The organism is Micromonospora sp. NPDC048040, assembly GCF_055587185.1.
In genome coordinates, this window is the sequence record NZ_JBVJGT010000026.1 from 18,007 (window position 1) to 41,861 (window position 23,855).

At 73.1% G+C, this 23,855-nt stretch carries 22 protein-coding genes; 9 read left to right on the forward strand and 13 right to left on the reverse strand.

The genetic code is table 11. From position 1 onward, the window contains the following. The first annotated feature begins 133 nt into the window (after positions 1 to 133). From ACZ6O2_RS22745 to ctaD, 3 genes are all read left to right on the forward strand, one after another. Positions 134 to 598, forward strand: a complete 465-nt coding sequence (locus ACZ6O2_RS22745; RefSeq protein ID WP_466024176.1) for a DUF4383 domain-containing protein — start codon at positions 134 to 136, stop codon at positions 596 to 598. A 114-nt stretch (positions 599 to 712) separates the two neighbouring features. Further along, the gene (locus ACZ6O2_RS22750; RefSeq protein ID WP_466024177.1) at positions 713 to 1,441 is read left to right on the forward strand and encodes an ATP-binding protein; all 729 of its coding nucleotides are present in this window, start codon (positions 713 to 715) and stop codon (positions 1,439 to 1,441) included. 107 nt (positions 1,442 to 1,548) lie between these two features. Then, positions 1,549 to 3,552, forward strand: a complete 2,004-nt coding sequence (gene ctaD / locus ACZ6O2_RS22755) for an aa3-type cytochrome oxidase subunit I (RefSeq protein WP_466024178.1) — start codon at positions 1,549 to 1,551, stop codon at positions 3,550 to 3,552. Positions 3,553 to 3,629: 77 nt separating this feature from the next. Here the strand turns inward: ctaD and ACZ6O2_RS22760 are convergent, their stop codons facing one another. Both ACZ6O2_RS22760 and ACZ6O2_RS22765 read right to left on the reverse strand, forming a co-directional pair. Next, positions 3,630 to 4,769: a SigB/SigF/SigG family RNA polymerase sigma factor gene (locus ACZ6O2_RS22760; RefSeq protein ID WP_350705717.1), complete on the reverse strand. Its 1,140-nt coding sequence runs from the start codon at positions 4,767 to 4,769 to the stop codon at positions 3,630 to 3,632. 228 nt (positions 4,770 to 4,997) lie between these two features. Next, positions 4,998 to 6,419 carry a hypothetical protein gene (locus ACZ6O2_RS22765; RefSeq protein WP_466024179.1) on the reverse strand — a complete coding sequence of 474 codons (1,422 nt, stop codon included), beginning with the start codon at positions 6,417 to 6,419 and terminating at the stop codon, positions 4,998 to 5,000. A gap of 190 nt (positions 6,420 to 6,609) precedes the next feature. On the opposite strand from ACZ6O2_RS22765, the gene ACZ6O2_RS22770 reads away from it, so the two are divergent. After that, complete coding sequence (locus tag ACZ6O2_RS22770) at positions 6,610 to 6,840, forward strand: CDGSH iron-sulfur domain-containing protein (RefSeq protein ID WP_466024180.1); 231 nt, start codon at positions 6,610 to 6,612, stop codon at positions 6,838 to 6,840. A 41-nt stretch (positions 6,841 to 6,881) separates the two neighbouring features. Here the strand turns inward: ACZ6O2_RS22770 and ACZ6O2_RS22775 are convergent, their stop codons facing one another. From ACZ6O2_RS22775 to ACZ6O2_RS22785, 3 genes are read right to left on the reverse strand one after another with little or no spacing between them, the layout of a single operon-like run. Then, entirely contained in the window at positions 6,882 to 8,027 is a 1,146-nt protein-coding gene (locus tag ACZ6O2_RS22775; protein ID WP_466024181.1) for an iron-containing redox enzyme family protein, read from the reverse strand. A gap of 51 nt (positions 8,028 to 8,078) precedes the next feature. Then, entirely contained in the window at positions 8,079 to 9,842 is a 1,764-nt protein-coding gene (locus ACZ6O2_RS22780) for a thiamine pyrophosphate-binding protein (protein WP_466024182.1), read from the reverse strand. After that, positions 9,835 to 10,959 carry a baeRF2 domain-containing protein gene (locus ACZ6O2_RS22785; RefSeq protein WP_350705709.1) on the reverse strand — a complete coding sequence of 375 codons (1,125 nt, stop codon included), beginning with the start codon at positions 10,957 to 10,959 and terminating at the stop codon, positions 9,835 to 9,837. Before ACZ6O2_RS22785 ends, ACZ6O2_RS22780 begins: the two co-directional genes overlap by 8 nt. Before the next feature lie 142 nt (positions 10,960 to 11,101). Between ACZ6O2_RS22785 and ACZ6O2_RS22790 the strand changes: the two genes are divergently transcribed. The 3 genes from ACZ6O2_RS22790 to ACZ6O2_RS22800 all read left to right on the forward strand — a co-directional run bounded on the left by ACZ6O2_RS22790 (position 11,102) and on the right by ACZ6O2_RS22800 (position 13,417). Continuing rightward, positions 11,102 to 11,650 (forward strand): hypothetical protein, encoded by a 549-nt coding sequence (locus ACZ6O2_RS22790; RefSeq protein ID WP_466024219.1) that lies wholly within the window; start codon positions 11,102 to 11,104, stop codon positions 11,648 to 11,650. Positions 11,651 to 11,780: 130 nt separating this feature from the next. Further along, the gene (locus ACZ6O2_RS22795; RefSeq protein ID WP_466024183.1) at positions 11,781 to 12,641 is read left to right on the forward strand and encodes an alpha/beta fold hydrolase; all 861 of its coding nucleotides are present in this window, start codon (positions 11,781 to 11,783) and stop codon (positions 12,639 to 12,641) included. A 329-nt stretch (positions 12,642 to 12,970) separates the two neighbouring features. Next, positions 12,971 to 13,417 (forward strand): hypothetical protein, encoded by a 447-nt coding sequence (locus ACZ6O2_RS22800; protein WP_466024184.1) that lies wholly within the window; start codon positions 12,971 to 12,973, stop codon positions 13,415 to 13,417. A gap of 132 nt (positions 13,418 to 13,549) precedes the next feature. Here the strand turns inward: ACZ6O2_RS22800 and ACZ6O2_RS22805 are convergent, their stop codons facing one another. Beyond that, a complete protein-coding gene (locus tag ACZ6O2_RS22805) occupies positions 13,550 to 13,888 on the reverse strand; it encodes a DUF3817 domain-containing protein (protein WP_466024185.1) in 339 nt (112 codons plus the stop codon). Between the two features lie 174 nt (positions 13,889 to 14,062). On the opposite strand from ACZ6O2_RS22805, the gene ACZ6O2_RS22810 reads away from it, so the two are divergent. Together ACZ6O2_RS22810 and ACZ6O2_RS22815 are read left to right on the forward strand one after the other, a co-directional pair. Continuing rightward, positions 14,063 to 15,541, forward strand: coding sequence for a glutamate-cysteine ligase family protein (locus tag ACZ6O2_RS22810; protein ID WP_466024186.1), 1,479 nt, complete (start codon positions 14,063 to 14,065; stop codon positions 15,539 to 15,541). Between the two features lie 269 nt (positions 15,542 to 15,810). Continuing rightward, entirely contained in the window at positions 15,811 to 16,809 is a 999-nt protein-coding gene (locus tag ACZ6O2_RS22815; protein ID WP_350705700.1) for a hypothetical protein, read from the forward strand. Positions 16,810 to 16,887: 78 nt separating this feature from the next. On the opposite strand, the gene ACZ6O2_RS22820 is transcribed toward ACZ6O2_RS22815, so the two are convergent. From ACZ6O2_RS22820 to ACZ6O2_RS22850, 7 genes are all read right to left on the reverse strand, one after another. After that, positions 16,888 to 18,435, reverse strand: a complete 1,548-nt coding sequence (locus tag ACZ6O2_RS22820) for a pentapeptide repeat-containing protein (protein ID WP_466024187.1) — start codon at positions 18,433 to 18,435, stop codon at positions 16,888 to 16,890. 195 nt (positions 18,436 to 18,630) lie between these two features. Next, positions 18,631 to 18,972: a VOC family protein gene (locus ACZ6O2_RS22825; RefSeq protein ID WP_350712236.1), complete on the reverse strand. Its 342-nt coding sequence runs from the start codon at positions 18,970 to 18,972 to the stop codon at positions 18,631 to 18,633. 162 nt (positions 18,973 to 19,134) lie between these two features. Then, positions 19,135 to 19,686, reverse strand: a complete 552-nt coding sequence (locus ACZ6O2_RS22830; protein ID WP_466024220.1) for a YciI family protein — start codon at positions 19,684 to 19,686, stop codon at positions 19,135 to 19,137. A 148-nt stretch (positions 19,687 to 19,834) separates the two neighbouring features. Beyond that, a complete protein-coding gene (locus tag ACZ6O2_RS22835; RefSeq protein ID WP_350712234.1) occupies positions 19,835 to 20,845 on the reverse strand; it encodes a trypsin-like serine peptidase in 1,011 nt (336 codons plus the stop codon). 320 nt (positions 20,846 to 21,165) lie between these two features. After that, complete coding sequence (locus ACZ6O2_RS22840; RefSeq protein ID WP_466024188.1) at positions 21,166 to 22,320, reverse strand: helix-turn-helix domain-containing protein; 1,155 nt, start codon at positions 22,318 to 22,320, stop codon at positions 21,166 to 21,168. Further along, a complete protein-coding gene (locus ACZ6O2_RS22845) occupies positions 22,307 to 22,450 on the reverse strand; it encodes a hypothetical protein (protein ID WP_466024189.1) in 144 nt (47 codons plus the stop codon). Before ACZ6O2_RS22845 ends, ACZ6O2_RS22840 begins: the two co-directional genes overlap by 14 nt. A gap of 141 nt (positions 22,451 to 22,591) precedes the next feature. After that, complete coding sequence (locus ACZ6O2_RS22850) at positions 22,592 to 23,752, reverse strand: helix-turn-helix domain-containing protein (protein WP_466024190.1); 1,161 nt, start codon at positions 23,750 to 23,752, stop codon at positions 22,592 to 22,594. Positions 23,753 to 23,855 lie beyond the last annotated feature (103 nt).

Consider the following 23,855-nt stretch of genomic DNA (forward strand, 5'->3'; position numbering starts at 1 on the left):
ACGGGGAGGTTCGCCGGGGCGGCTCCGGTCGTCTCGTGCCCGGCACGAGGAGATCCGCCGGCCGCGGGTTTGGCGGGATGAGGAGCGGGAAGGCGCGGACGGCCCAGCGTTCCCGCACAGTGAGGAGAAGGCGGTGACCGGTCCCATGGCGCACTCCCGCGCCCGGCACAACCCGGCCGACGGCAAGGCGCCGGTCCGGCGGGCCGCCGCCGTCGTGGCGGTGGTCTTCCTCCTGGTCGGCGTGCTCGGCTTCGTGCCGGGGGTCACCAGCGATTTCGGGGACCTGCGGTTCGCCGGTCACGAGTCCGACGCCAAGCTGCTCGGCGTGTTCCAGGTCTCGGTGCTGCACAACATCGTCCACCTGCTCTTCGGGGTGGTGGGGCTGGTGCTGGCCCGGACGGTCTCCGGCGCCCGCACGTTCCTGGTCGGCGGCGGAGCGATCTATCTGGTGCTCTGGCTCTACGGCCTGGTGGTCGACCACAACAGTGGGGCCAACTTCGTCCCGGTCAACAACGCCGACAACTGGCTGCACCTGTTCCTCGGCGTGGGCATGATCGCGCTCGGCGTGCTGACCACGCGGGGGCAGCCCCGCCGGTGACGCACCGCGAGCGGCGGGCGACGTGACCGTCGTCGGGGTCGCCCGCGTTCCGGTTTGACTCCCCCGGCGCCCGGGTAGTTCGCAGGTCACCGACCACGCGAAGCGAGGGCGCAGATGTCGAGCCGGATCACCTGCGAGGTGCGCGACGCGTCGCCCGTGACCGTCGTACGGCTCCGCGGCGGCCTCGATGTCGGCACCATGCGCGCGGTGCACGCCGTGCTGGCGGACTGCCTGGCCGCCCAGCCCGACGCCCTCGTGGTCGACCTGACCGACGTCACCGTCCGTGACCGGCTCGCGCTCTCGGTCTTCGCGGCCGCCGCCCGGCGCGCCGCCGACTGGCCGGCGGTGCCGGTCGTGCTCTGCGCCCCGCCGCCGGAGGCGGCGGACTGGCTGGCGGAGTCGACGGCCTGCCGGGTGGTGCCGGTGCGCCGCGACTGCGAGGAGGCCACGCGGGTGGCGAACGCGGCGGTGGTGCCGCGGCTGCGGGCCCGGCTCGAACCGGTGGCGGAGGCTTGTCGGCGGGCCCGCGAGCTGGTCGCCGACGCGTGTGCCCGGTGGAACGTGCCGCAGGCGGCCGGCCCGGCCTCGCTGGTGCTCAGCGAGCTGGTCGGCAACGTGGTCCGGCACGCCGGGACCCCGATGCAGGTGACGCTCACCCTGCGCCAGCCGTACCTGCACCTCGCGGTGGTGGACGGCTGCCGGGCCTCGGCTCGGGCCGGCTCTCCCGAGCTGCTGGCGGAGGGCGGCCGTGGCCTGATGCTGGTCCGCGAGCTGGCCCAGCGCTGGGGCAGCGTGCCGGCCGGCGACGGGAAGGTCGTCTGGGCCGTACTGCCCGCCAATTGACCGAAATTACCGCTCTAGCCTGAATAACCGCTGTCGCCTGGTTACATGGGCAGAGGGGCGGGTAGGCACGCCGTCCTTTTCTGTCGTCATGGCGGGGTGAGAGTCACATGCCCAAGCGGGTAACCACGGAACCTCCACGCGACCGGGGCCCGGCGATCCTGGCACCGGCACGCTTCGGTGGCTTTCCCGGGCCGCTGCGCAAGCCGCTCCCCGGCGGAACCCTGATCCGGTTCCTGGCCACCACCGACCACAAGCAGATCGGCCTGCTCTACCTGCTCACCTCGTTCGGCTTCTTCCTGGTCGCCGGGATCGAGGCGATGCTGATGCGGGCCGAGCTGGCCCGACCGGGCCTGCAGTTCCTCGCCCCCGAGCAGTACAACCAGCTGTTCACCTCGCACGGCGCGGTGATGCTGCTGCTGTTCGCCACCCCGGCGGCGTTCGGGTTCGCCAACTACATCGTGCCCATCCAGATCGGCGCGCCCGACGTGTCGTTCCCCCGGCTCAACGCCCTCGCGTACTGGCTCTACCTGTTCGGCGGCCTGATGGTGATCGGCGGCTTCGCCACCCCGGGCGGCTCCGCCGACTTCGGCTGGACCGCGTACACGCCCCTGAGCAGCGCGGAACACTCCCCAGGCGTCGGCGCGAACATGTGGGTGGTCGGCCTGGTCATCTCCGGGCTGGGCACCATCCTCGGCGCGGTCAACCTGGTCACCACGATCCTGACCCTGCGCGCGCCCGGCATGACCATGTTCCGGATGCCGATCTTCACGTGGAACATGCTGTTCACCAGCGTGCTGGTGCTCCTGGTCTTCCCGCTGCTCGCCGCGGCGCTGCTGGCGCTGGCGGCGGACCGGCTGCTCAACGCGCAGGTCTTCACCCCGGAGAACAACGGCTCGATGCTCTTCCAGCACCTGTTCTGGTTCTTCGGCCACCCCGAGGTCTACATCATCGCGATACCGTTCTTCGGCATCATCACCGAGATCATCCCGGTCTTCGCCCGCAAGCCGATCTTCGGCTACACCGGTCTGGTGCTGGCCACCATGGCGATCACCGTGCTGTCGATGACCGTGTGGGCGCACCACATGTTCGCCACGGGCCAGGTGCTGCTGCCGTTCTTCAGCATCCTGAGCTACCTGATCGCGGTGCCCACCGGGGTGAAGTTCTTCAACTGGATCGGCACGATGTGGAAGGGACAGCTCACCTTCGAGACGCCGATGCTGTTCGCGATCGGCTTCCTGGTCACCTTCCTCTTCGGCGGCCTCACCGGGGTGCTGCTGGCCAGCCCGCCGGCCGACTGGCACACCCACGACACGTACTTCGCCGTCGGGCACTTCCACTACGTGCTCTTCGGCACGGTGGTCTTCGCCCTCTTCGGCGGCTTCTACTTCTGGTGGCCGAAGATGACCGGACGGCTGCTCGACGAGCGGCTCGGCAAGGCCCACTTCTGGACCATGTTCCTCGGCTTCCACGGCACCTTCCTCGTGCAGCACTGGCTGGGCAACGAGGGCTTCCCCCGCCGGTACGTCGACTACCTGCCGTCCGACGGGTTCACCGTGCTGAACACCATCTCCACCGTCTCCGCGTTCGTGCTCGGCGCGTCCACGCTCTTCTTCATCTGGAACGCCTGGAAGACCTGGCGCTACGGCGCCATGGTGACGGTCGACGACCCCTGGGGCTACGGCAACTCCCTGGAGTGGGCCACCACCTGCCCGCCGCCGCTGCGCAACTTCGACCGGATGCCCCGGATCCGCTCCGAGCGTCCCGCGTTCGACGCCAAGTACGGCCCGCTGGTCGCCGACCTCGGCCGGGACCTGCCCCAGCGCACCACGAAGCCGCCGCAGCAGTTCCGCGAGGAGCTGCACCGCGAGAGGCATCTGCCCGAGGCGCCGGCCGCCGAGGGGGCGCACGGCGCACGGGAAGCGGCCGGCTACCACCCCGCGCCGCAGTCCGGGGCCCGGCCGGTGGACGTGCCGGAGCCCGAGGAGGTGCGCCGGCCCAGCTTCGAGTACACCGAGCCGGAGGAGGAGCCCCGGCCCGGCGCCCGGCCGGAGCCGCCGGAGAAAGACCGCTGGCGGCACCCGCGCGAGCCCGACGACACCCCGGAGCGCTGAGCGGGCGTACGCGAAAGGGGCCGGCGCCCGGGCGCCGGCCCCTTTCCGTCGTCTCGCCGGCAGGTGCCCGGCGCGCGTCAGTTGTCGCGGGCCGGCGCGAGGCCCGCGGCGGTGAGCGAGCGGCGCACGGCCGGCTGGACCCGGGTCAGCCGCAGCGGCACGCCGGTGCGGGCGGCGGCCTCGCGGCCGGCCATCAGCGCGGCGATGCCGCCGGCGTCGAAGCCGCCCGCGCCGACCAGGTCCACCACCACCTCGGCGGGCTGGCCGGTCACCGCCTCCAGCATGGCCCTGCGGAGCTGGTCCGCGCCGTCCCGGTCGACCTCCCCACCGACCTCCACGACCACCCGGTCGCCGTTCTGCTTCACGGAGATGCGGGTCTTCGTGCTGTCCGACTCGGCCGCGCCGTTCTGCCACGGCGGCGGGGCGTCGGCGAGCATCGCCTGGCGCAGCCAGGTCAGCGCCCGCGACAGCAGCCGCGAGACGTGCATCTGGGAGATGCCGAACCGGGCGGCGATCTCCGCCTGGGTCTGGTTGCCGTAGAAGCGCATGGCCAGGATGCGCCGCTCCCGCCAGGGCAGCCGGTGCAGCAGCCCGCTGACGGTCACCCGGTCGTCGACGGACTCCAGCGCGTTGTCGGACTCGCCGACCAGGTCGCCGAACTCGGCCGAACTCTCCCCGCCGACGGGGGCGTTGAGCGAGGCCGGGCTGTAGCCGGCCGCCGACTCCAGCGCGGCCAGGATCTCCTCCTCCGGCGTCTCCAGCCGCGCCGCCAGCTCGGCGACCGACGGGGCCCGGGACAGCTCGCTGGTCAGCGCGGCGGTCGCCTGCCCCACCTCCAGGATCAGGTCGCGCAGCCGGCGGGGCACGTGCACGCCCCAGGTGCGGTCGCGGAAGTGGCGCTTGATCTCGCCGACGATGGTGATCGCGGCGTACGCGGTGAACGAGCCCCGCTCGGGGTCGTACCGGTCGACGGCGTTGACCAGGCCGAGGCGGGCGACCTGCTCCAGGTCCTCCAGCGGCTCCCCCCGCCCCCGGTACCGGCGGGCGAGTCGGCCGGCGAACGGCAGGGCGAACCGGACCAGGTCGTCACGCGCCTCCTGGCGCCGTTCGGGCGGAAGACCCTCGATCCGGGCCGCGTACGCCAGCGCGGCCGCGTCCAGGTCCTCCAGGCCCCGATCGGTCGGAGGTGGTGTGGTTGTGGTGCTCTGTCCGAACATCCGCGCCTCCCTCAGGAAGGTCCCCCGCCCGGATTCAGGAAACCGGTCGTGCGCGCGCGTGGTCGCACCACGCACCGGGCCGGAAGTGGGTCACATGACTGGGATGCCAGCGGGCGACGACGCCGCGCCGGACGGCGTGATCAGGCCGTCGCAGCCAGCGGTGTTCCCGCTCCGTAGGTACTCAATCACGGGACCCCGGTTTCGCGAGGATGTTTCGACAGGGCTGGTTCAACAGATCAGCAACCCCTGGTGGGCGCCGCTGTCCCGCAGTGCGGCGAGTGCCTCGGCGACGGTCATCGGCGGCGGCGTCGGCAGGTCGTACGGCTGGGCCCGCAGCACCTCGGTGGCCCGGCGGGTGGGCACGGAGGTGACCGGGTAGCCCCGCGCCGAGGGGCGGTCCAGCGCCCGCCGGCGGCGGCCGAAGCCGGCGACGGCCAGCCACTGCGGCAACCCGGCGAGCGCCGGCGACCGCAGGCCGGGCGGCTCGGGCAGGACGTCCACCGAGCTGAACGGCTCGCTGCCGGCGAGCCACCACTCCACCCCCTCCACGCTGCGCCGGGTGGCGTTCTCGCACCAGTACGGCACCATTCCGGCCCGCACCACCTGCCACGGGTCGAGCAGCCGGCCGCACTCCACCACCAGCCGGTTGCCGGTCTTGCCGGCCGCGCGCAGCCAGCGCCGGTACAGGTCGGCGGTCGCGGCGCTCAGCGCGCCCGGCCGCGGGACGAGCACGCGGTGCAGCGGATGCCGGTGCCGGGCGGTCCACTCCCGGGCACTGTCCTCGAAACCGGACTCCACGCCGTGTTCGGCCGGGGCGGGTGGCGCGCAGACCTCCGGCGGCTGCCAGTGCGCGCCGTCCCCGCCGGCGGAGCGGAGCACCTGGCGCAGGGCGTGACTGTCCGGGTGGAAGTCCACCGGGTCCAGGCCGCTGCCCGGGCAGCCGACCTGGAAGCTGTGGCCGGGCGCGGAGTCGAACACCGGCCAGGTGCGCACGTCGCGCAGCAGCAGCACCGGTGCGCCCGGCTCCAGCAGGTCGGCCAGGAACCGCGCGTACGCGGCCGGCAGGGACCGCCACCGGGCCGCGAGCGACACCGTGGCGCCGGCCAGCACGCCCCGGCTGGCGGGGCAGTGCACCTGGCGTACGTGCAGGTCGGGGTTGCCGGCGAGCAGGCGGGCCGTCAGCGCCGCTCCGTGGTCGAGGGCGGCCTGCGGCCTGTCCACGGCGCCCTGGGCCCAGTGCACGCTCATCTCGAACCCGGCGGGCAGCCAGGGCACGCCGAGCGCCGTCGCCAGGTGCGCGGCGGCCCCGTGCGGGGAGCCGAGCAGGGCCCCCGGGTAGCGGCGGCGGGGGTACTGGTCGGCGAACCAGCGAGCGATCCGCTCGGCGTCGACCTCGGCCGTCTGGCCGGGGGTGAGCGCCACCCGACCGGCGGCCCGGACCACCGCCGCCCGCCGGACCGGCTCGGGCGCGCCGGTGAACCGCGACAGTGGGCCGGGGTGTCCAGGGTGTCCCAGGTCGGCGCAGTCGGTGCCGCGCAGCGCCCGCGCGGTGGCGGCCACCAGGACCCGGGCCGCGCTGCCGGCGGCCACCACCCGGTCGCCCGCCAGTCCGGCACCGTCGGCCGTGAGCCCCTTGCGCACCTTGTGCACCGGCCCCACCTTGCCTCGTTCGCTCACCACGCGGCCCGGCTTCCCGTCCCGATGGGGTTCAAACGGGGCATCCCCCACCGGGCGGGAGTAATCAGAAGATCCGGGCGGTTGCCGCCGTCCCCGCCGCCAGCCCGGCACACCGGCCGTGACCAGGGGTTTCGGCGCCGGGACGGCGGGCACATGAGCGCCCATGCGCGCAGACGACGACACGCCCGCCGCGGCGGCCACCATCACCCCGTACCAGGACGGCCCGCTGCTGGTCCGGGGCGACTTCGCCCTGCTCACCCCGGACGGCGAGACCATCGACGCGCGGCGGGGCACGGTGGCGCTGTGCCGGTGCGGCAAGTCCGCGCTCAAGCCCTTCTGCGACGGCACGCACAAGGCGATCGGCTTCCGCGCCGGCGCCGACCGCCAGACCTGACCCCACCCACCCCGCCGTCTTGCGTTTGGCGCCCCGACGAATCAGGACGGACAACCCGCAACGGGGGCCGAGAATGCAAGATCGACGAGCGGTGGATCGGTGAGGCGCGGAGCGCGGGCCGCGCCGGCCCGAGGGGACTCCCGCAGCGTGACCCGGGGCGGGCCGGGGGTCGGGCGCAGCGAGGTGCGGCCGGCGGCCCAGGCCTCGAGCAGGTGCGCGGCGAAGAGCCGGTCCACCGCCAGCGCGGCGGCGGCACCGAGGAGCACGTCGGGGGCGAGCCCCGGCTCCACCCGGACCAGGCCGCCGCACAGGTCGTGCGCGGCGATCTGCTCGTGCACCGCGTCGGCCTCCACGTGCTCGTCGTAGAAGCGGGTGGCCGCCTCGTCCAGGCCGAGCCGGCGCAGCCCGTTGCCGTACCGGCGGTTCGGCAGCGACGAGGTCGTCTCGTACGCGGCGAGGTGCCCCAGCAGCGCCCCGCGCAGCCGCCGGTGCAGCCCGAACAGCGACATCAGGTTGTTGGTGGCCAGGGTGACCGCCGGCACCGCGTCCAGGTGGGCGGCGTATCCGGTGTCCAGCCCCAGGCGGTCCAGGGTCACCCGGAACAGCTCGGCGTGCATCCGGTCCAGCCGCCCGTTGCCGTACTCGTCCGTCTGGATCTCCACCAGGGCGGCCTTCGCCGGTCCGCCGAGGCGCGGCAGGGCCCAGCTGTGCGGGTCCGCCTCCCGCAGGTGGTAGATCGAGCGGTGGATGACGAACTCCCGGAACTGCGCCAGCGACGCCCGGCGCTGGAGGTGACCGGCGAGCGACGGCCCGGCGTCCGCGGCGACCACGTCGGCGAGGGCGGCCGGCACGCCGCCGGGCAGCACCGCCGGCAGCGGCCCCACGAGCGCCCGCACCGCCGCCTCGAAGACCCGTTCGGCGTACGCGCGCAGCGCGAGCAGGGACGGCTGCCACTCCCAGTCGTCGTCGACGCCCCGCCAGCCCCGGTAGTGCAGCTCGTAGCAGCAGAAGAGGGTGAGCTGGAGGTCCTCGTCGGTGAGCGGGTCGACCGGGTCGAGCCGAGCGCCGAGCCCGGGCGGCAGGTCGTGCGGCTCCTGCCGCAGCGCGTCCAGCACCGCAGCCGAGACCGGTCCGCGGGGCTCCGGCAGGCGCGCGGGGCCGTACCGGCGATCGGTGGGCTCGGACAAGGCGACCTCCCGCGTCTGACTGCCGGTCCTCAGTGCCCGCCCGCCGGGCGACTAAACGAGGTCCTCGGTCTCCACGGTCACCCCGGCGGTGAGCATCCGGTCGCGGACCCGCCGGGCGGCGTCGCCCTCGGCGAAGACGCCGCGCAGGTCCGCGAACGCCGGCTCGGGAGGCGCCAGTCGCACGGCCGGGTCGACCACCGCCTCCACCACGCACGGGCGGTCGGCGGCGAGCGCCTCGTCCCAGGCCGCCCCCACCAGTTCCGGCCGGTCGACCCGCACCCCGTGCAGCCCGAGCAGGCGGGCCCAGCCGGCGTACGGGACGTCGGGGCGGCGGCGCGCGGGGTCGGTGGACGGCGGACGGCCCCCGCCCATGCCGGACTGGTCCCGGCTGTTGAGCACCAGCACCACCAGCCGGGGATCGCGCCACTCCTGCCAGTGGTGCGCCACGGTGACCAACTCGGCCAGCCCGTTGAGCTGCATGGCGCCGTCGCCGAGCAGGGCGATCACCGGCTGGTCCGGGGTGGCGAGCTTGGCGGCCACGGCGTACGGCAGGGCGCAGCCCATCGAGCCGAGTGTGCCGCAGAGCTGCGCGTTCACTCCCGGGGGCAGTTCCAGGTGCCGGGCGTACCAGTAGATGACCGAGCCGACGTCCACCGCGACCGCCCCGCGCCGGGGCACCCGGGTGGCGAGTTCCTGCATCACGAGCTGCGGGTTCACCGGCTCGGCGGGGGCGGCGGCCCGGTCGGCGCGCTCGGCCCGCCAGCGCTCGACCGAGCCCTCCACGGTCTCCCGCCAGCGGGCGTTGGGCCGTTCCGGCACCCTGGCCAGCAACGCCCGCAGCGTCTCCGCGGCGTCCCCCACCAGCGGCACGTCCACCGGGTAGCGGGTGCCGATCCGGCGCCCGTCGATGTCGATCTGCACGGTGCGGGCCTGCCCCGGCATCGGGAAGTAGTCCGTCCACGGGTCGTTCGTGCCGACCAGCAGCAGGGTGTCGCAGCCGCCCATCAGCTCGGCGGCGGCCGGGGTGCCGACCTCGCCGAGCACGCCCGTGTGGAAGGGCAGCCGCTCGTCGAGCACCGGCTTGCCGAGCAGCGAGGTCGCCACCCCGGCGCCGAGCCGGTCGGCGAGGGCGACGATGTCCTCCGCCGCGCCCCGGGCGCCCTGCCCGACCAGGATGGCGGTGCGCTGGCCGTTGGCGAGCAGTTGGGCGGCCGCCTCCAGGTCGACGTCGTGCGGCAGCACCCGGGCCAGTGGCTCCCCGGGCGTCGCCGCGAGCACGCCCGCCGCCTGGGGTTGCAGGTCGGGCACCGCGATCTCCTGCAACTGGCGCGGCAGCACCACGCAGACCGGGCTGCGGGTGGCCGCGGCGGTGCGGAACGCCTGGTCGAGCAGGGCCGGCACCCCGGCGGGGGTGCGGCCGTACCGGACGAACTGGTTGCACACGTCGCCGAACAGCCGGCTCAGCCCGATCTCCTGGTGGGCGCCGCCGAGCGGGCCGGAGACGTCCTCGCCGACGATGGCCACCACCGGCTTGCTGTCCAGCTTGGCGTCGTAGAGCCCGTTGAGCAGCTGGACGGCGCTCGGCCCCTGGGTGGCCAGGCAGACCCCGATCCCGCCGGTGAACTTGGCGTGCCCGGTGGCCATGTAGGAGGCGGTCTCCTCGTGCCGGGCGGGGACGAACGCCGGGTCCCCGCCCGAGGCGTCGAGCGCCTCGACCACGGGGGCGATGGCCTCCCCCGGGTAGCCGAAGGCCCGCGGCACCCGCCAGGCACGGAGCCGCTCGACCACCAGGTCGGCCACGGTCCGCTCAGGCATTGCCACGCCCCGGCGTGGCGGCGTCGACGTACCGCAGCACCGCCCCGACGCCGTCGGTCAGCTCGGGCGCCTCGTCGGGGCCGAGCACGGTCAGCTCGGCCTCGGTGCCGACCAGGGCGCGCACGAGCGCGGCGTCGGCCCGAACCTTCTCCGGGTCGCGCACCGACATGTCGGCGAGCTGCCGCGGGTCGGTGGCGATCGCCGTCGGGTCCGGCCCGATCCACAGCTCCCCGTTGGCCGACGGGTCGTCGACGATGAGCATGGTGTCGACCTGGTTGCGTTGCAGCGCGGAGACCACCGCTTCCAGCCCGGCGCCGACGTCCTCCTGCATGCCGAACCGGTCCAGCGCGGCGGTGATCCGCTGGTCGGCCACCTCTGCGATGGTCTGCACGGTGAGGTCGTCGAGAAGCGTCTGGTCGGCGCCGCCGGCCCGGGAGCCGGCGTCGGTGCGGACCATGGCGTCCTGCCAGCGTTGCGGCATCTGGGCGGCGATCACGCCGGTGGCCCGCACGTCGCCGGCGACCACCACCACGTCCGCGCCGACCTTCTCGGCCAGCTCCACCGTCGCCGCGGTGACGTCGCCGGCGTTGTGGTGCCAGGCCTCCATGGCGGCGCGCTGGTAACGCGACTGGGACCAACCGCCGGGCCGCACCCGGCGCAACTGGAAGTCCTCCCGGCCGGTCACGTGGGCGCGGCGCGGCACGCCGCCGGCGCTGATCGCCATGGCATCGGCCCCGGTCCGGTCGGCCAGCACCCGCACCCACGCCACCTGCTCGCCGCGCTGCGCCAGCATCGGCATCACGTGCGGCAGCGGCGTGAACGCGGCGAGGTCCCGCCGCGGCGGGGCGGAGAGGTACTCCGACAGCACCACCCGACCCCGGGTGCCAAAGACCGCCAGGCCGTAGTCTCCCGGCATCGGGTCGTGCCCGCGGACGACCCGTTCGACGGCGTCTATCGTGTCCACGTCGGCGCGCTGTTCCTGGAGTTGGTTGCGCAGGCCCCGCCACCGCAGATCGAGCGCCGGGTGGGCGTCCTGGGTGTTGGCGGAGGCGTCCAGGTACACCGAGACCCACGGCCCCGGCCAGTCGTAGAGCGGGCGCAGGAAGGACAGCTGCATGCTCGACCCCTTTCCAGCTCGGCCCCCCGCTTACCCGCGCCGATCCCGTTGTCACCTGGCCGCCGTGAGCGCGTGACCAGGATTCATTCACGTCGTTCAGGCCGGATGGCCGATACCATCGGTGAACGCAACCGGACTCTGGGTGGTGACCATGGACAGCGACCTCCATATCCGGCGGATCGTCCACCCCACCGACCGGATCGTCACCGGCCGGGTCGTCCGCCTGCTCGACGGCTACCCGCGCGAGGTGCGGATCGGCCAGCCGATGCTGGTCGCGGTGCTCGCGGCGGCCGGGGTGGCCGGGCTGCTGGCGGCGGTGGTCCGGTCCCTGTTCTCCACCGGCTCCGGCGCGGCCCGCCGACGGTTCAAGGACCTGAAGAAGGGCCCCGAATACCTGGTCACCCCGGTGCGGCTGCGCGACTCCGCCGGGCAGCTCTGCGAGGTCGAGCTGCACGGGCACCTGCCGCAGAGCGCCCTGCACCCCGCCGACCACGTGCAGCTCACGCTGCGCCGGCAGGGCGACCCCGACCTGCCGCCGAAGATCGAGCGGATCGTCAACCTGACGACCGGGCAACTGCTCACCCCGCGCACCGCCACGCTGTGGTCGCACCTCGGGCCGCCGCTGCTGCTCCGGGCGGCACTGGGCGGGCTGCTGGTCGCCGCCCTGCTGGCCTGGGCCGCGCTCACCTGAGTCACGCCCGGCGCCGGCCTGGCTCGCACGCCCGGCGCCGACCCGACGTCTCGCGCCCGGCGCCGGCCTGGCTCGCGCCCGACACCGACCTGACGTTTCGCGCCCCGCGCGCCCGGGCACCGCAGGCGCCATGTTCGCCGGATTCACGCTCGACGAGATCGACCTCGGGCCGGTACGCCTGCGCGTACGCCACGGCGGGTCCGGGTCGCCGGTGGTGCTGCTGCACGGCCATCCCCGCACCCACGCCACCTGGCACCGGGTGGCGCCGCTGCTCGCCGAGCGGCACACGGTCATCTGCCCGGACCTGCGCGGCTACGGTGGCTCGTCGACGCCGCCGAGCACGCCCGACCACGCGCCGTACTCGAAGCGGGCGATGGCGGGCGACGTCGTGGCACTGCTCGACGCCCTCGGCCACGACCGCGCGGCCGTGGTGGGGCACGACCGGGGCTGCTACGTGGCGATGCGCACCGCGCTGGACCACCCCGACCGGGTCAGCCGCCTCGGGGTGCTCGACGGGGTACCGATCGGGGAGGCCCTGGCCCGCGCCGATGCCCGGTTCGCCGCCCGGTGGTGGCACTGGTTCTTCCTGGGGCAGCTCGACAAGCCCGCCGAGCAGGTGATCAACGCCGACCCCGACGCCTGGTACGGCGGCTCCCCCGCCGAGATGGGCGAGGAGGCGTACGCCGACTACCGCCGGGCCATCCACGACCCGGCGACGGTGCACGCCATGTGCGAGGACTACCGGGCGGGCCTCGGCCCGGACCGGGCGGCCGACGACGCCGACCGTGCCGCCGGCCGGCGGATCACCTGCCCGGTGCTCTTCCTGTGGTCCACCCGGGACGACATGGTGGACCTCTACGGCGACCCCGCCGCGATCTGGCGGGAGTGGGCCGACGACGTGCGGGCCGCACCGGTCGAGTCGGGCCACCACATGGCCGAGGAGGCCCCGGAACAGCTCGCCGCCGAGCTGTCCGCCTTCCTCGCCGGTTAGTTCCCGTCCCGCCCGCCGTCAGCGACGCATCCGCACGGCTGATCCGCCCCCTCCAAGATCGTCATCGGACAGCCGTACACCATCGAATACGGCGGTTCGACCAGCAGGACCGACTGGGCGGCGATCACCGATTCGGCGGGGAACTACCAACAGGGGAACGCGCCGCACTGGTACTACCTGGGCAGCAATTCGAGGACGCCGCCCGCATCGTCGAAGGCGTCGGGAACGGTCACGTTCACCGCCGAGCAGACCGCCGAACTGTCGCCGGGGCCCATGCAGGTCCGGGTCTATCCCGCCGATGGCACGCGGCGTCGGTCATCGTCGACGTGGTGGCGGAAGAACTCGACCGCGGCAGCCTGCCGGCGTGGAAGTACGTCAACTCCAACGGCCGGGTTCCGGGCGGTACGGTGGTCGAGGCGGGGACCGTCACGTTCACGGGAGCCGAGACGGCGGCACTGAAGGCCGGCAAGATCTACGCCGTCCGCCTGATGTCTCGCGGCAGCAACACCAACGTGTCGGACTCCGTGGACATCACCGTCCCTGCTCCCCGCACAAAGACGCTCAAGGCACTTGTGACCTTGTTCCGAGGCCTGGGTTGGATCGACAACGACGGGATCGCCGACAGTCTGCGGACGAAGCTCGACGACGGGGAGTTGGGCAGCCTGCTCAACCAGTTGCGGGCGCAATCCGGCAAACACCTGACGGAGGACGCGGCCCTGATTCTCAAGGAAAACGTCGAATACCTGATCGAATCGTCGGCGCACACGAGGCGCTAGCGTCCGGCCAGTCCGAAGGGCAGGTTGCTCATTCCACGAGCAATCTGCCCTTCGGCCCGAAAGCCTTTTGTTCTGACTCGGCTCGTCGGCGATTCGGCCCGCCGACGAACCCGGCCACGCGGGCCGGGCGGGTCAGCCGACCGGGGCGGCCTCGCGGGCGGGCTCGCGGGCGGTGTCGAGCATGCCGCGCCGCCGCGCCCAACGCTCGAAGGCGAGCGTGGCGAAGGGCGGCACGGCACAGGCCAGGGCCACCCCGGTCGCCACCAGACTCCACCGGCGCAGGCGGGCCACCGCGAGCACCAGCACGCCGTACGCGATGAACAGGCCGCCGTGGATCGGCCCGAAGACCTGCACGCCCAGCTCGTTGGCGGGCGGGCCGTACTTCACCGCCATGCCGGCCAGCAGGGCGGCCCAGGAGATCGCCTCGGCGATCGCCGCCACCACGAACAACCGGGTCACCTTCTCGCGCATCAGCATCTCCACCTCTCGCCGCCGGCCATGCTATCCGTGATCCCGGGCGCGTCCGGCACGCGGGCGACGGGGATCACCCGGAGCCCCGCTGGGTAGAGAAGAGGTCCTCAGGTCTTCCCCGGCCCCGACGCGACGTGCGAGGTTTAGGGGACCAGCGGTGACAGGGTGGTGACCATGGGCGAGGAAGTCGGCGTACGGACCTTCAGTCGCGAGGATCGGGCCCGCTACCGGGAAAAGGTGCGCCGTTGCCTCGACGTGTTCGCCGAGATGCTGCGCGAGTCGCGGTTCGACGTCGACCGGCCGATGACCGGGTTGGAGATCGAACTCAACCTGGTCGACGGGGACTCGATGCCCGCCATGCGCAACGCCGACGTGCTGGCCGCCGTCGCGGACCCGAGCTTCCAGACCGAGCTGGGCCAGTTCAACGTGGAGATCAACGTGGCGCCCCGCCGGCTGACCGGCACCGGCACCGCCGAGTTCGAGGAGCACGTGCGGGCCAGCCTGAACGCCGCTGAGCAGAAGGCCCGCGCGATCGGCGCCCACATGGTCATGATCGGCATCCTGCCGACGCTGCGCCCCGAGCACCTGACCGCGGCGACGCTGTCGGCCAACCCCCGCTACGAACTGCTCAACGAGCAGATCTTCGCGGCCCGGGGCGAGGACCTGCGGATCGCGATCAACGGGGTGGAGCGGCTCGCCGTCACCGCCGACACGATCACCCCGGAGGCGGCCTGCACCAGCACCCAGTTCCACCTGCAGGTCAGCCCCGCCCAGTTCGCCGACTACTGGAACGCCGCCCAGTCGATCGCCGGCATCCAGGTGGCGCTCGGCGCCAACGCGCCGCTGTTCTTCGGCCGCGAGCTGTGGCGGGAGACCCGCATCCCGCTGTTCCAGCAGGCCACGGACACCCGCGCCGAGGAGATCAAGGCGCAGGGCGTACGCCCCCGGGTCTGGTTCGGGGAACGCTGGATCACCACCGTGTTCGACCTGTTCGAGGAGAACGTCCGCTACTTCCCGGCGCTGCTGCCGGTCTGCGACCCGGAGGACCCGGCCGAGGCCCTCGCCGCCGGCGGCGTGCCCAAGCTCGCCGAGCTGCGCCTGCACAACGGCACCGTCTACCGGTGGAACCGGCCCGTCTACGACGTGCTCAAGGGTCGCCCGCACCTGCGGGTGGAGAACCGGGTGCTGCCGGCCGGGCCGACCGTGCTCGACACCATCGCCAACGGCGCCTTCTACTTCGGCCTGGTCCGGGCGCTCGCCGAGGCCGACCGGCCACTGTGGTCGCAGATGTCCTTCAGCGCCGCGGAGGAGAACTTCACGAGCTGCGCCCGCCACGGCATCGACGCCCAGGTCTTCTGGCCCGGCCTGGGCTACCTCCCGGTCACCGAGCTGGTGCTGCGGCGGCTGCTGCCGCTGGCCCACCACGGGCTGGACCGGTGGGGCCTGGACCCGGGCGAGCGCGACCGGCTGCTCGGCATCATCGAGCAGCGCTGCCTGACGGGGCGCAACGGCGCGAGCTGGCAGGTGGAGACCCTGCACCGGCTGGAGTCCACCGACCACCTCGACCGGCCGGAGGCGCTGCGCGAGGTGGTGCGGCACTACGTGACGCTGATGCACAGCAACCGGCCGGTCCACGAGTGGCCGCTGCCCTGATCAGGGCGGGCCGGGCGACCGGCGGGATCGGCGCGGGCACTTTGGGGCACAGGTCGATCACCCAGCGCGATTGCGCAGGGCGGAAGAACCCCCGAGGCCGGAAGCGTCCCATGATGAGACGCGGACATCGATCCCGCACGATTCGTTGCTGGTAGGAGGGGTCGGGCGGGTGCGTCCAGGCCGACCGGTGGCCCCCGTTCGCCGGTCGCGGGCGGCGTCGCCAACGTCGACGTCGCGCCCGGGTTCCACCCCCACCCTGAGGAGCGCACGTGACGCAGACCCAGCGGTCCCCCCAGCAACCCGACGTACCCGTCCGGATCCGGCCCGACACCGCGCAGACCGGCACGTCCGCGTTCGTCACCGGGCACTTCCCCCGGCGGCGCGGGCTGATCATCCTGCTCAGCGTCCTCGGCGGCTTCCTGCTGACCGTGATCTGGTCGGCGGAGTTCGTCGACCGGACCATCGGCGACAACGTCGCCAACACCCTGCTCGGCCACGACGCCAAGGAGACCCCTATCCAGGGCGTCGCGGCCGGCGTCCTGTTCGCCTTCGTCTCCGGGATCGCCGGCACGTTCACCGCCTGCAACATCGCCGCGTTCGGCGCCCTCGCCCCGCTGACCGGCACCACCGGCAGCAGGCTCAGCAGGTTCGTGCAGCCGCTGAAGCCACTGGGCTGGATGTCGGTCGGCATGATCGCGGTATCGGCCACGTACGGCGCGATCGTGGGCTTCGTCGGAACGTCGATGCCGCAGTTCTCCACCGCCAGCAACAGCCCCGGCAGCCTGTCGCCGCGGAGCATCCAGTCGATGGTGGTCTTCGGCGTGATCGGGCTCATCATGATCTACCTCGGCCTGGCCGCACTCGGCGTGGTGCCGGATCCGTTCGCCCGGATCGCCCAGCGGCATCCCAACGTGCCGATGGTCTTCATGGGCGCGCTGATCGCCGGCTTCCTCATCGGCCGGCCGTTCGCGCTGTTCCGGCAGATGTTCCGCGACGCCGCCGAGAGCGGCAACCCGCTCTACGGGGCCGCGGCGTTCACCCTCCAGTCGATCGGCAACATCGTCATCATGGCGGTGCTGTTCCTGCTGCTGGCCTGGCTCGCCGGTTCCCGCCTGCAACGGTGGTTCAGTGCCCGGCCGACCCGACTGGCGACCCTGACCGCGGTCGCGTTCATCGTGGCCGGCGCCTTCACGTTCCTCTACTGGGACGTGCGGATCCTCGCCCGCCGCGAGATCATCCCCTGGTATCCGACGGCCCCCTGGTCCTGACCGACCCGGGCCGGGGACCGGGGCGGCGCCGCCCCGGTCCCCGGCGACCGGCACAGATCGATCCCGGCCGCGCCCGGTTCAGCCCTGTCCCGCCGGTGCCCGATCCTCGGCAGGGTCGACGACGCCGGCGTGGAACACGACGCCGTCGAGCACCTCCCGGACCCCGCGCCACCGGTCCAGCCGCGCCCCGGCGAAGTTCGCCTCGCCGTGGAACGACGCGCGCCCCTCGGGCCCGCCCAGCCGGAAGGCGGCAGCGTCGAACGTGCTGTCGTCGAACCGGGTGGCGCCGTGGAACTGGGCGGCGGTGAAGTCCGCGTGCCCCGCGTGGCAGCCGTGCAGGTCGAGGTCGAGCAGCGTCGCGCCACACAGCGCCAGGTTCATGCCCGGCCAGTGCGTCGGCCCGTCGGGGGTGGCGGCCACCGGGCGCAGCCGCTCGGCGAGCAGCCGCTGCGCGTCGCGTCGCAGTGCCGTCTCCCCGGCCTCGGCGGGGCCCAGGTCGCCGCGTACGTCGAACGGCAGCGGCCCGCGCAGGTATCCGCAGACGGTGTCGACCACCCGTTGGCGCAGCTCCGGTCGCGCGTCGCCCAGCTCGCCGAGGGCGCGCAGCCCGGCGTGGCGGACGGCGGGGTCGCCGTCGCCGAGTTGCCGCGCGTAGGGCGACACGGACTCGTCCGGCACGAGCACCCCCGTGCCGTCCGGCCCCGGCCGGGACGTCCAGCCGAGGGGCCAGCTCACCGGCTCGCCGGCCGCACCGGACCACTGTGCGCCACTGAGGTCCACCGTGGGCTGGTCGAGTCGCACCGCCGCGCCGAACCGGGCGTCCCGGAACGTCGCCTCCCCACCGAACCGGGCCTTGCAGAACCAGGCCGGGCCGCCGAAGCGGGCCTGCCGGAACGACGCGGTCCCGACGAAGCGTGCCCCGTCCCCGCCTTCCTCCCAGCTCTGGTAGTCCCCCATCAGCACCGCGACGGGCCAGCCCGGGTCGTCCTCGTTCGGCTCGTCCCACGGCGCGGGCCGGACCTCCTCGATCGCGTCCCAGGCCGGATCGTCCTCCCACAGCTCGTCCTCGCCCCGCCCGAACCACGCCATGCCGGCGAAGTCCACCCGGTCGAAGCCGGCCGCTCCCCGGAACCGGGCCCGCCCGAACGCCGCGTCGGCGGCGAACACCGCCCCGTCGAACCGGGCCTCGCCGTGGAAGAGCGCGCGGGTGAAGTCCGCGTCGCCGATGAACCGGGCGCCGGCGAACGAGGTCGTGCCGAGGAACCGCGTGTCGGCGAACCGGGCCCCGGCCAGCTCGCAGCCGCCGAGGTCCGCGTCCATCAGGGACGCCCCGGACAGGTCCACGGCGAGCCCCGGCGGCGGCGTGTCGCCCGCCCCGACGGGGCGCAGCAGCCCGGCCAGCACCCGCAACGCCGCCCGCCGCGCGTGGGCGTCCCCGCCGTCGGCGGCCCCGGGCGCCCGCAGCCAGGCGCAGATCGCGTCAGCCACGTCCTGGCGCACCGTCGGGTCGGTCGCGCCGAGGTCGGCCAGCCGCCGCAGGGCTTCCTCGCGCGCCGCACCCGTCCCCTCCGCCACCTGCCGTGCGGCGACCCGACACGCCTCGACACTGGCCTCCTCGGTTGCCACGCGACCCTCCCAGCGGGGTGGCTGCCCCGCCACCCGGTACCCGCCGCCGGGACCGTCCCGGGGCGCGGGCGCAGGATAGCCGGGGGTGGTGACAAGTCGCCGTGGCCCGGGAGGGTCCTGGCCGGCTGCCCCGCCGGCCGGCATCGAACCTCGGCCGGCGCGACGCCGTCACCGGTGCGCTCCGGTCGAGTTCGATCAGACGGGTGGGCCGCCGAATTCGATCTCGTTGCCCTCGGGATCCGCGTACCTGGCCTTGCGTACGCCGTTCGAGTAGGTCTCCCGCTTCGCCGGTTCCAGTCCCCGCTCGGCGATCCCGGCCACGCGGGCGTCGAAGTCGTCGACGAAGATCGTGTGCATGGCGTGCCCGGCGTGCTCCGGGCGGTGCTCCACGAACAACGACCGGTGTTCGGCCAGCTCCCACACCGCCTCCGTGTCGCTGGCCACGAAGGACGGCGGGCAGCCGAGCAGCCTCTCGTACCAGGTCAGCGCCGCCGGATAGTCCCTGACGGGTATGCCTGCGTACAGATCGAGGGCCATGCGGCCATGCTAGTGCGGCAGGCGGGTCGGGCCGACCAGCGTCGCCAGGCGCGCGCCACGCCGGTGCCGCGTCGACGCGGGCGGCCTGCGTGGCTGTCGGAGACCACAGCTCGTCCACTCGCCCGAGGAATCCCAGGCGGCAGGCACCCGCCGCCTCCGGGATCAGGACGGACGTCCGCCAAACCTCCAGTCGTGCACCTCGATCTCGGCATACCGGTCCGGGGTCAGCACGGCGCGCGCCTCGTCCGGGTCCGCCGCCCCGATCAGCGCCGCCGTGCCCAGCCAGGTGGCACCGTCGTCGGACAGCAGCGGTCCGTACGCGATCAGGTCGTCCCGGTCGGGCGGCAGGTCCCGGTCGGCGGCCTGCCCCGCGCCGAGGCCGAGCACCAGGTACCGGTTGCCACCGGTCCGGCCACCGGGGAAGTCCCACATGGTGCGCCCCAGCGTGTTGTGCCAGCGGCGCAGCAGCACGTCCCGGTACGCACCGGCCTGGTAGTTGGGCTCGTCGAAGGCGAATGCCCGGGCGGCGGCGGCATCGGGCAGGTCGACGATGTGCACGCTGCCGGTCGGCGTTTCCCCGTCGGGGGCGAAGGTCGGGCCGCGGGCGATCATCTCCGCCGCGTACCGGTCCATGTAGGACCAGTGTTCTTCCAGCAACTCGGTACGCAGTGCCAGGGAGTCACGCCGGTCGCGGTGGTAGCAGAAGAACTCCATGCCGCAGATCTTGATCTCCGTTTCGGACCGGTGCAAGTGTCGGCACCCCCGCCACCCGCCCACCGGGGCGGTGCCCGAAGCCGGCTACGGAACGGAGCACACGCGCAGAGCCCCGGCCATCGGCCGGGGCTCTGGCGGTCATGTGTCTTTACGCCGGGGAAAGACCTTCCGCGAAGTCGTAGAGGCTCTTGATGTCATTGTCGAAGTACGGACCGTCGAATTGTCCGTTGCCCGGATTGTCGCCGTGGCTAACGACGCTGTTGACGTATCCGAGACCGTTCTGGTCGTTGTATTCCTGCAGCCAAGGTCCGCCGCTGGAGCCGTAGGTCATGTTGCACCACATCCGGATCTGCTGGCCGCCGGCGTACCACGTGCCACTCTGGCAGTAGTACTGGCTCTCCCCGCCGCCGAGGTTCGACGGGTAGCCGAGGGCGGTCATCAGGGAGATGTTGTAGCCCCAGTTCCAGCGCAGACCGTGGCCACCGACCGTGTCGACGACCTTGAGGCCCCAGTTACCGCCGTTGTGCATGATGGCGATGCCCATGTCCTCGTCGTAGCTGCTGTTGTTGATCCACGCGGTGCGGGCCGTGAGCTGGTAGGCCACGAACGTGCCGAACGGCCGCACTCCGTTGCGGTACCGCGGCACGAACTGCCAGTTGCTGTACCACTGCCCGCCGCTGCCCTGGTGCACGCAGTGACCGGCGGTCATGACCAGCCGGCGCTTGCCGCTGGCGACGGCGCTCGCCGAGCAGGAGGCGGTACCGCCGCCGGGCATGGTGAAGTAGACCTTGCCGACGACCGCTGATTCGTTGAGCTGGATGCTGACGTCGTCGCCGCTGGCGACGCTCGGCGCCAGGGGCGCGACCGTGCCCGCCGGTCCGTCGGGCTTCGGCGCCCGGTTGGTCGATTCGGTGGCGCCTGGGCGCTTCGCGATGTCCAGGTCGACGGCGCTCGCCATCCGCTCCGGCGTCCAGAACGCAGCGACCTCCTTGGCGATCGCCGCGTTGGTGATCGCACGACCGTCACTGGTGCGGGCGGTGGTGGTGGTGTTGCCGTTCCTCTCGACTGTGGTCGGCTTCGCCTCGGCGACCGCCGGGGCGGTCACGACCAGCGCGAGCGCCAGGCTGGCCGTCGCCGACCAGCGTAGGGTTGTTTTCAAGTGTTTCCCCCTTGTCCTGGGTGCTCCATTCGGGCCAGGGAAACGTATCGACTGATTTGCATTGATCACAAGATAATGGAATGGCAGGTAATTGACACTGACTCTTTGGTGACCGGGAACGTCAACAGCACGACCGGCAGACAAATCGTGCGCAGTTCGAACAGAAGTCGCTATTGGCCGCGCAACTCCCAGCGCCCACGAATCCGCGCTCTCCGCCTGAGGACGCCCGCTGCTATCGAGAAATGGGAATTGCGATTCCCGCAACCGGTAGCTTCCGCCCGCGAACCGGCGACGGCCGCACCACGTACCGGCCGATCCGGTCAGCGGGTCAGGCCGACCAGCGTCGCCAGGCGCGCCACGCCGGCCGGCGCCGGGCGACCCCGGGCGAGTTCGGCGATCACCGTACGCGCCAGAGGCCGAGCCCGGACCTCGGCGGGCGCGACAGCGTCCGCCTCGACCAGCATCCGCCCCGCCCCGCGCAGGTCACCGATCTGGAGGTACCCGCGCGCGGCGTCCAGCAGGTACGCGGCCCGGTACTCGGCCGGCAGCCGCCGCCACCCCTCCCGCCGGATCGCCTGCTCGTGCCGGCGCACCGCCTCCCCGGCGTCCCCCGACTCGACCGCCGCGACCACCCGGGCCAGCTCGACCGCGACCGGCCCGAAGCTGGTCCGGTACGGGTCGTCACCGGCCCCGACCCTGGCGGCGATGTCGGCGGCCCGGGCGGTCAACTCCCCGACCCGGCGGGTGTCGCCGCATCCGGCGGCAGCCAGAGCGGCCTGAATCAGCAGGGCCCCGTGGACCATCGACGTCTCCGGCGTCGGTACGACGCGCCGCACGGCGGCGACCGCCGCCGCCAGCGCCAACCGGTCCCGGCCCAGCGCGCGCAGCGCCTGCCCGATCGACACGACTGCCGACGCCGCCAGCACCGGGTCACCGCCCGCCACGGCCACCGCGCGGTCGGCGGCCAGCCACCCGAGGTCGGCCTCGCCGAGCTTCACCAGCACCGACGAGGTGATCCGGTAAGCCTGCACCAGCAGCTCCGGCGCTTGCGGGCGCAAGCCCTGGGCGGCGTCGAGCAGCCCCGGCAGCAGCCGCAGCACCTGGGCGTAGTGCGCGTGCTGGAAGGTCAGCCATGCGTGCGCCACCTGCCGCTCGACCTCGTCCATCGGCGCGTGGCGGCCGGGCTGGTCGTAGCGGGCAAGGGCGGCGCGGATTCCGTCCACCCCGTCCGGCGAGCCGACAGCCGCCGGCAACACCGGGCGGTCCTCGCCGAGCAGCACCAGCGGATCGATCCGCAGCACCTCGGCGATCTCCTGGACGACCGGATACCGGTCCAGCGCGCGGACGCCCCGCTCGACCTTGTCCATCCAGCTCTTGGACCTGCCGAGCCGATCCGCGAGCATCTGCTGGGTCATCCGCCGCCGCACCCGCCAGCGGGCGACCCGACGACCGATCGGCTCGTCACCGCTGGTCACGCCGCCACCGCCGGTCCGGGACCGCCCGGGTGGTCTCCTCCACCGGTACGCGCTCCGCCTCGGCCTGGGCGAGAAGCCGTTTCTTGGCAGCCTCCCGCTCGGCCGCCTCGACCTGCTCGCCCCGACTCATCGCTGACTCGTCGCCTTGGCCCTGCATCCGCACCTCCGTCGACCGGGGGCGTGGCGGTGGATCGGGAACACCGTCCTATCGCCGTCACCCACGATCATCATGTGGGCGGCGCTGGGTGGCTGAACAGTCAAAACGCGTCCGCTACGGCATCGCGGACAGGCCGAGTCGGTGGGCCGCCTCCGTCACTTCACGGGTGAGTTGTCGTGAGGCGGTGGCAACCGCGATGTTGTCAGCCGTCGCCAAAGTTTCACGAGAAGCCGTCGTGTCTCCGGCCTGCGCCTGGGCCACGGCCAGATGCACCATGTTGCGGCCGTGCCAATCCGCGCCGCCCGCCTCCTCGTTCACCCCCTCGACGCCGACCGTCAGCAACTCCAGTGCCCGGTCGTTGGCGTGGCTGTCGGTCGCGCCGAGATACCGCCACACGATGCCCTGCTGGACGGCAAAGAACGACGGCGTGTACCAGTAGCCCCACGGGGGTAACGGTTCCTCCGCTGCCTGGGCCGACACCTCCGACGCCTCGGACAGGCAGACGAGCACATCGGCAGCATCCGCTCCGGCCATGGCAAGACCTCTTGCCTCCTGCCCTGCGCAGTAGGCCCGCAATGCCGCGTTCACGGTCTCGTCCCGGCGCGCAGCCCGGGAAAGCCCGATCATCGCGCGCAGATCACGCCGCACCTCCGCCTGATGGCCCTGGAAGGACAGCACCGTAGCGACGAGATCCTTGTTGCCGGCCTCGGTCGCCCAGTGCAGAGCCCTCGCCTGCCACACCGTGGCCGCACGGTCCTCGCCCCGCGCGATGCTCAGCCAGCCCGCGAACTGTGCCCACTGCGCAGCCACGTCCACCACTCCGGGCCGCACGTCGTACGGGGCGTCCCGCAGCAGGCAGGTAACGGTGTCGAGGTGGGCACGGACCGATGCCATGATCGGCCCGGATCCGATGGCGTCCTCCAGGCGGCGGTAACCAGCGAGCAGGCCGGCGAGCGCTTGCGCAGCGGCAGCATCGACCCGCCGGGGATGCATCGTCACGTACGCCAGGCGTTCACCGCCATCGGGGGCATCGACGACCAGCCCCGCCAGCGCGCCCTGCGCCGCCAGCGCGTCATCGAGCCGGAGCGCCACGTCCACGGTGGGCTTCGTCTGCCCGATCTCCAGCTGGTGGACGAGGCTCTTGCCGTGATTGACGGCGGCGGCGAGCTGCCGCAGCGACATGCCACGCGCCTCACGAAGCCGTCGCAACTCAGCGGCGAACCGTGGGTCGACGATCGTCCTTGCACGTGGGGGCACTGTCGTACTCCTACACACTCAGGTTCGGCGATCACTACAGTCAGCAGCCCTGCAGTCATCGACCGTACTCCTACCCGCGAGGAGAGGTACCGATGGTGAATCGCCCCGCGGCAGCAGCGCG

Bases quoted from the DNA above. Each gene is read 5' to 3' on its own strand.
- ACZ6O2_RS22770 (WP_466024180.1), top strand. From the start codon at position 6,610: ATGCGCGCAGACGACGACACGCCCGCCGCGGCGGCCACCATCACCCCG.
- ACZ6O2_RS22825 (WP_350712236.1), bottom strand. From the start codon at position 18,972: ATGGCCCTCGATCTGTACGCAGGCATACCCGTCAGGGACTATCCGGCG.
- ACZ6O2_RS22780 (WP_466024182.1), bottom strand. From the start codon at position 9,842: ATGCCTGAGCGGACCGTGGCCGACCTGGTGGTCGAGCGGCTCCGTGCC.
- ACZ6O2_RS22830 (WP_466024220.1), bottom strand. From the start codon at position 19,686: ATGGAGTTCTTCTGCTACCACCGCGACCGGCGTGACTCCCTGGCACTG.
- ctaD (WP_466024178.1), top strand. From the start codon at position 1,549: ATGCCCAAGCGGGTAACCACGGAACCTCCACGCGACCGGGGCCCGGCG.
- ACZ6O2_RS22795 (WP_466024183.1), top strand. From the start codon at position 11,781: ATGTTCGCCGGATTCACGCTCGACGAGATCGACCTCGGGCCGGTACGC.
- ACZ6O2_RS22785 (WP_350705709.1), bottom strand. From the start codon at position 10,959: ATGCAGCTGTCCTTCCTGCGCCCGCTCTACGACTGGCCGGGGCCGTGG.
- ACZ6O2_RS22810 (WP_466024186.1), top strand. From the start codon at position 14,063: ATGGGCGAGGAAGTCGGCGTACGGACCTTCAGTCGCGAGGATCGGGCC.
- ACZ6O2_RS22845 (WP_466024189.1), bottom strand. From the start codon at position 22,450: ATGAGTCGGGGCGAGCAGGTCGAGGCGGCCGAGCGGGAGGCTGCCAAG.
- ACZ6O2_RS22805 (WP_466024185.1), bottom strand. From the start codon at position 13,888: ATGCGCGAGAAGGTGACCCGGTTGTTCGTGGTGGCGGCGATCGCCGAG.
- ACZ6O2_RS22750 (WP_466024177.1), top strand. From the start codon at position 713: ATGTCGAGCCGGATCACCTGCGAGGTGCGCGACGCGTCGCCCGTGACC.
- ACZ6O2_RS22760 (WP_350705717.1), bottom strand. From the start codon at position 4,769: ATGTTCGGACAGAGCACCACAACCACACCACCTCCGACCGATCGGGGC.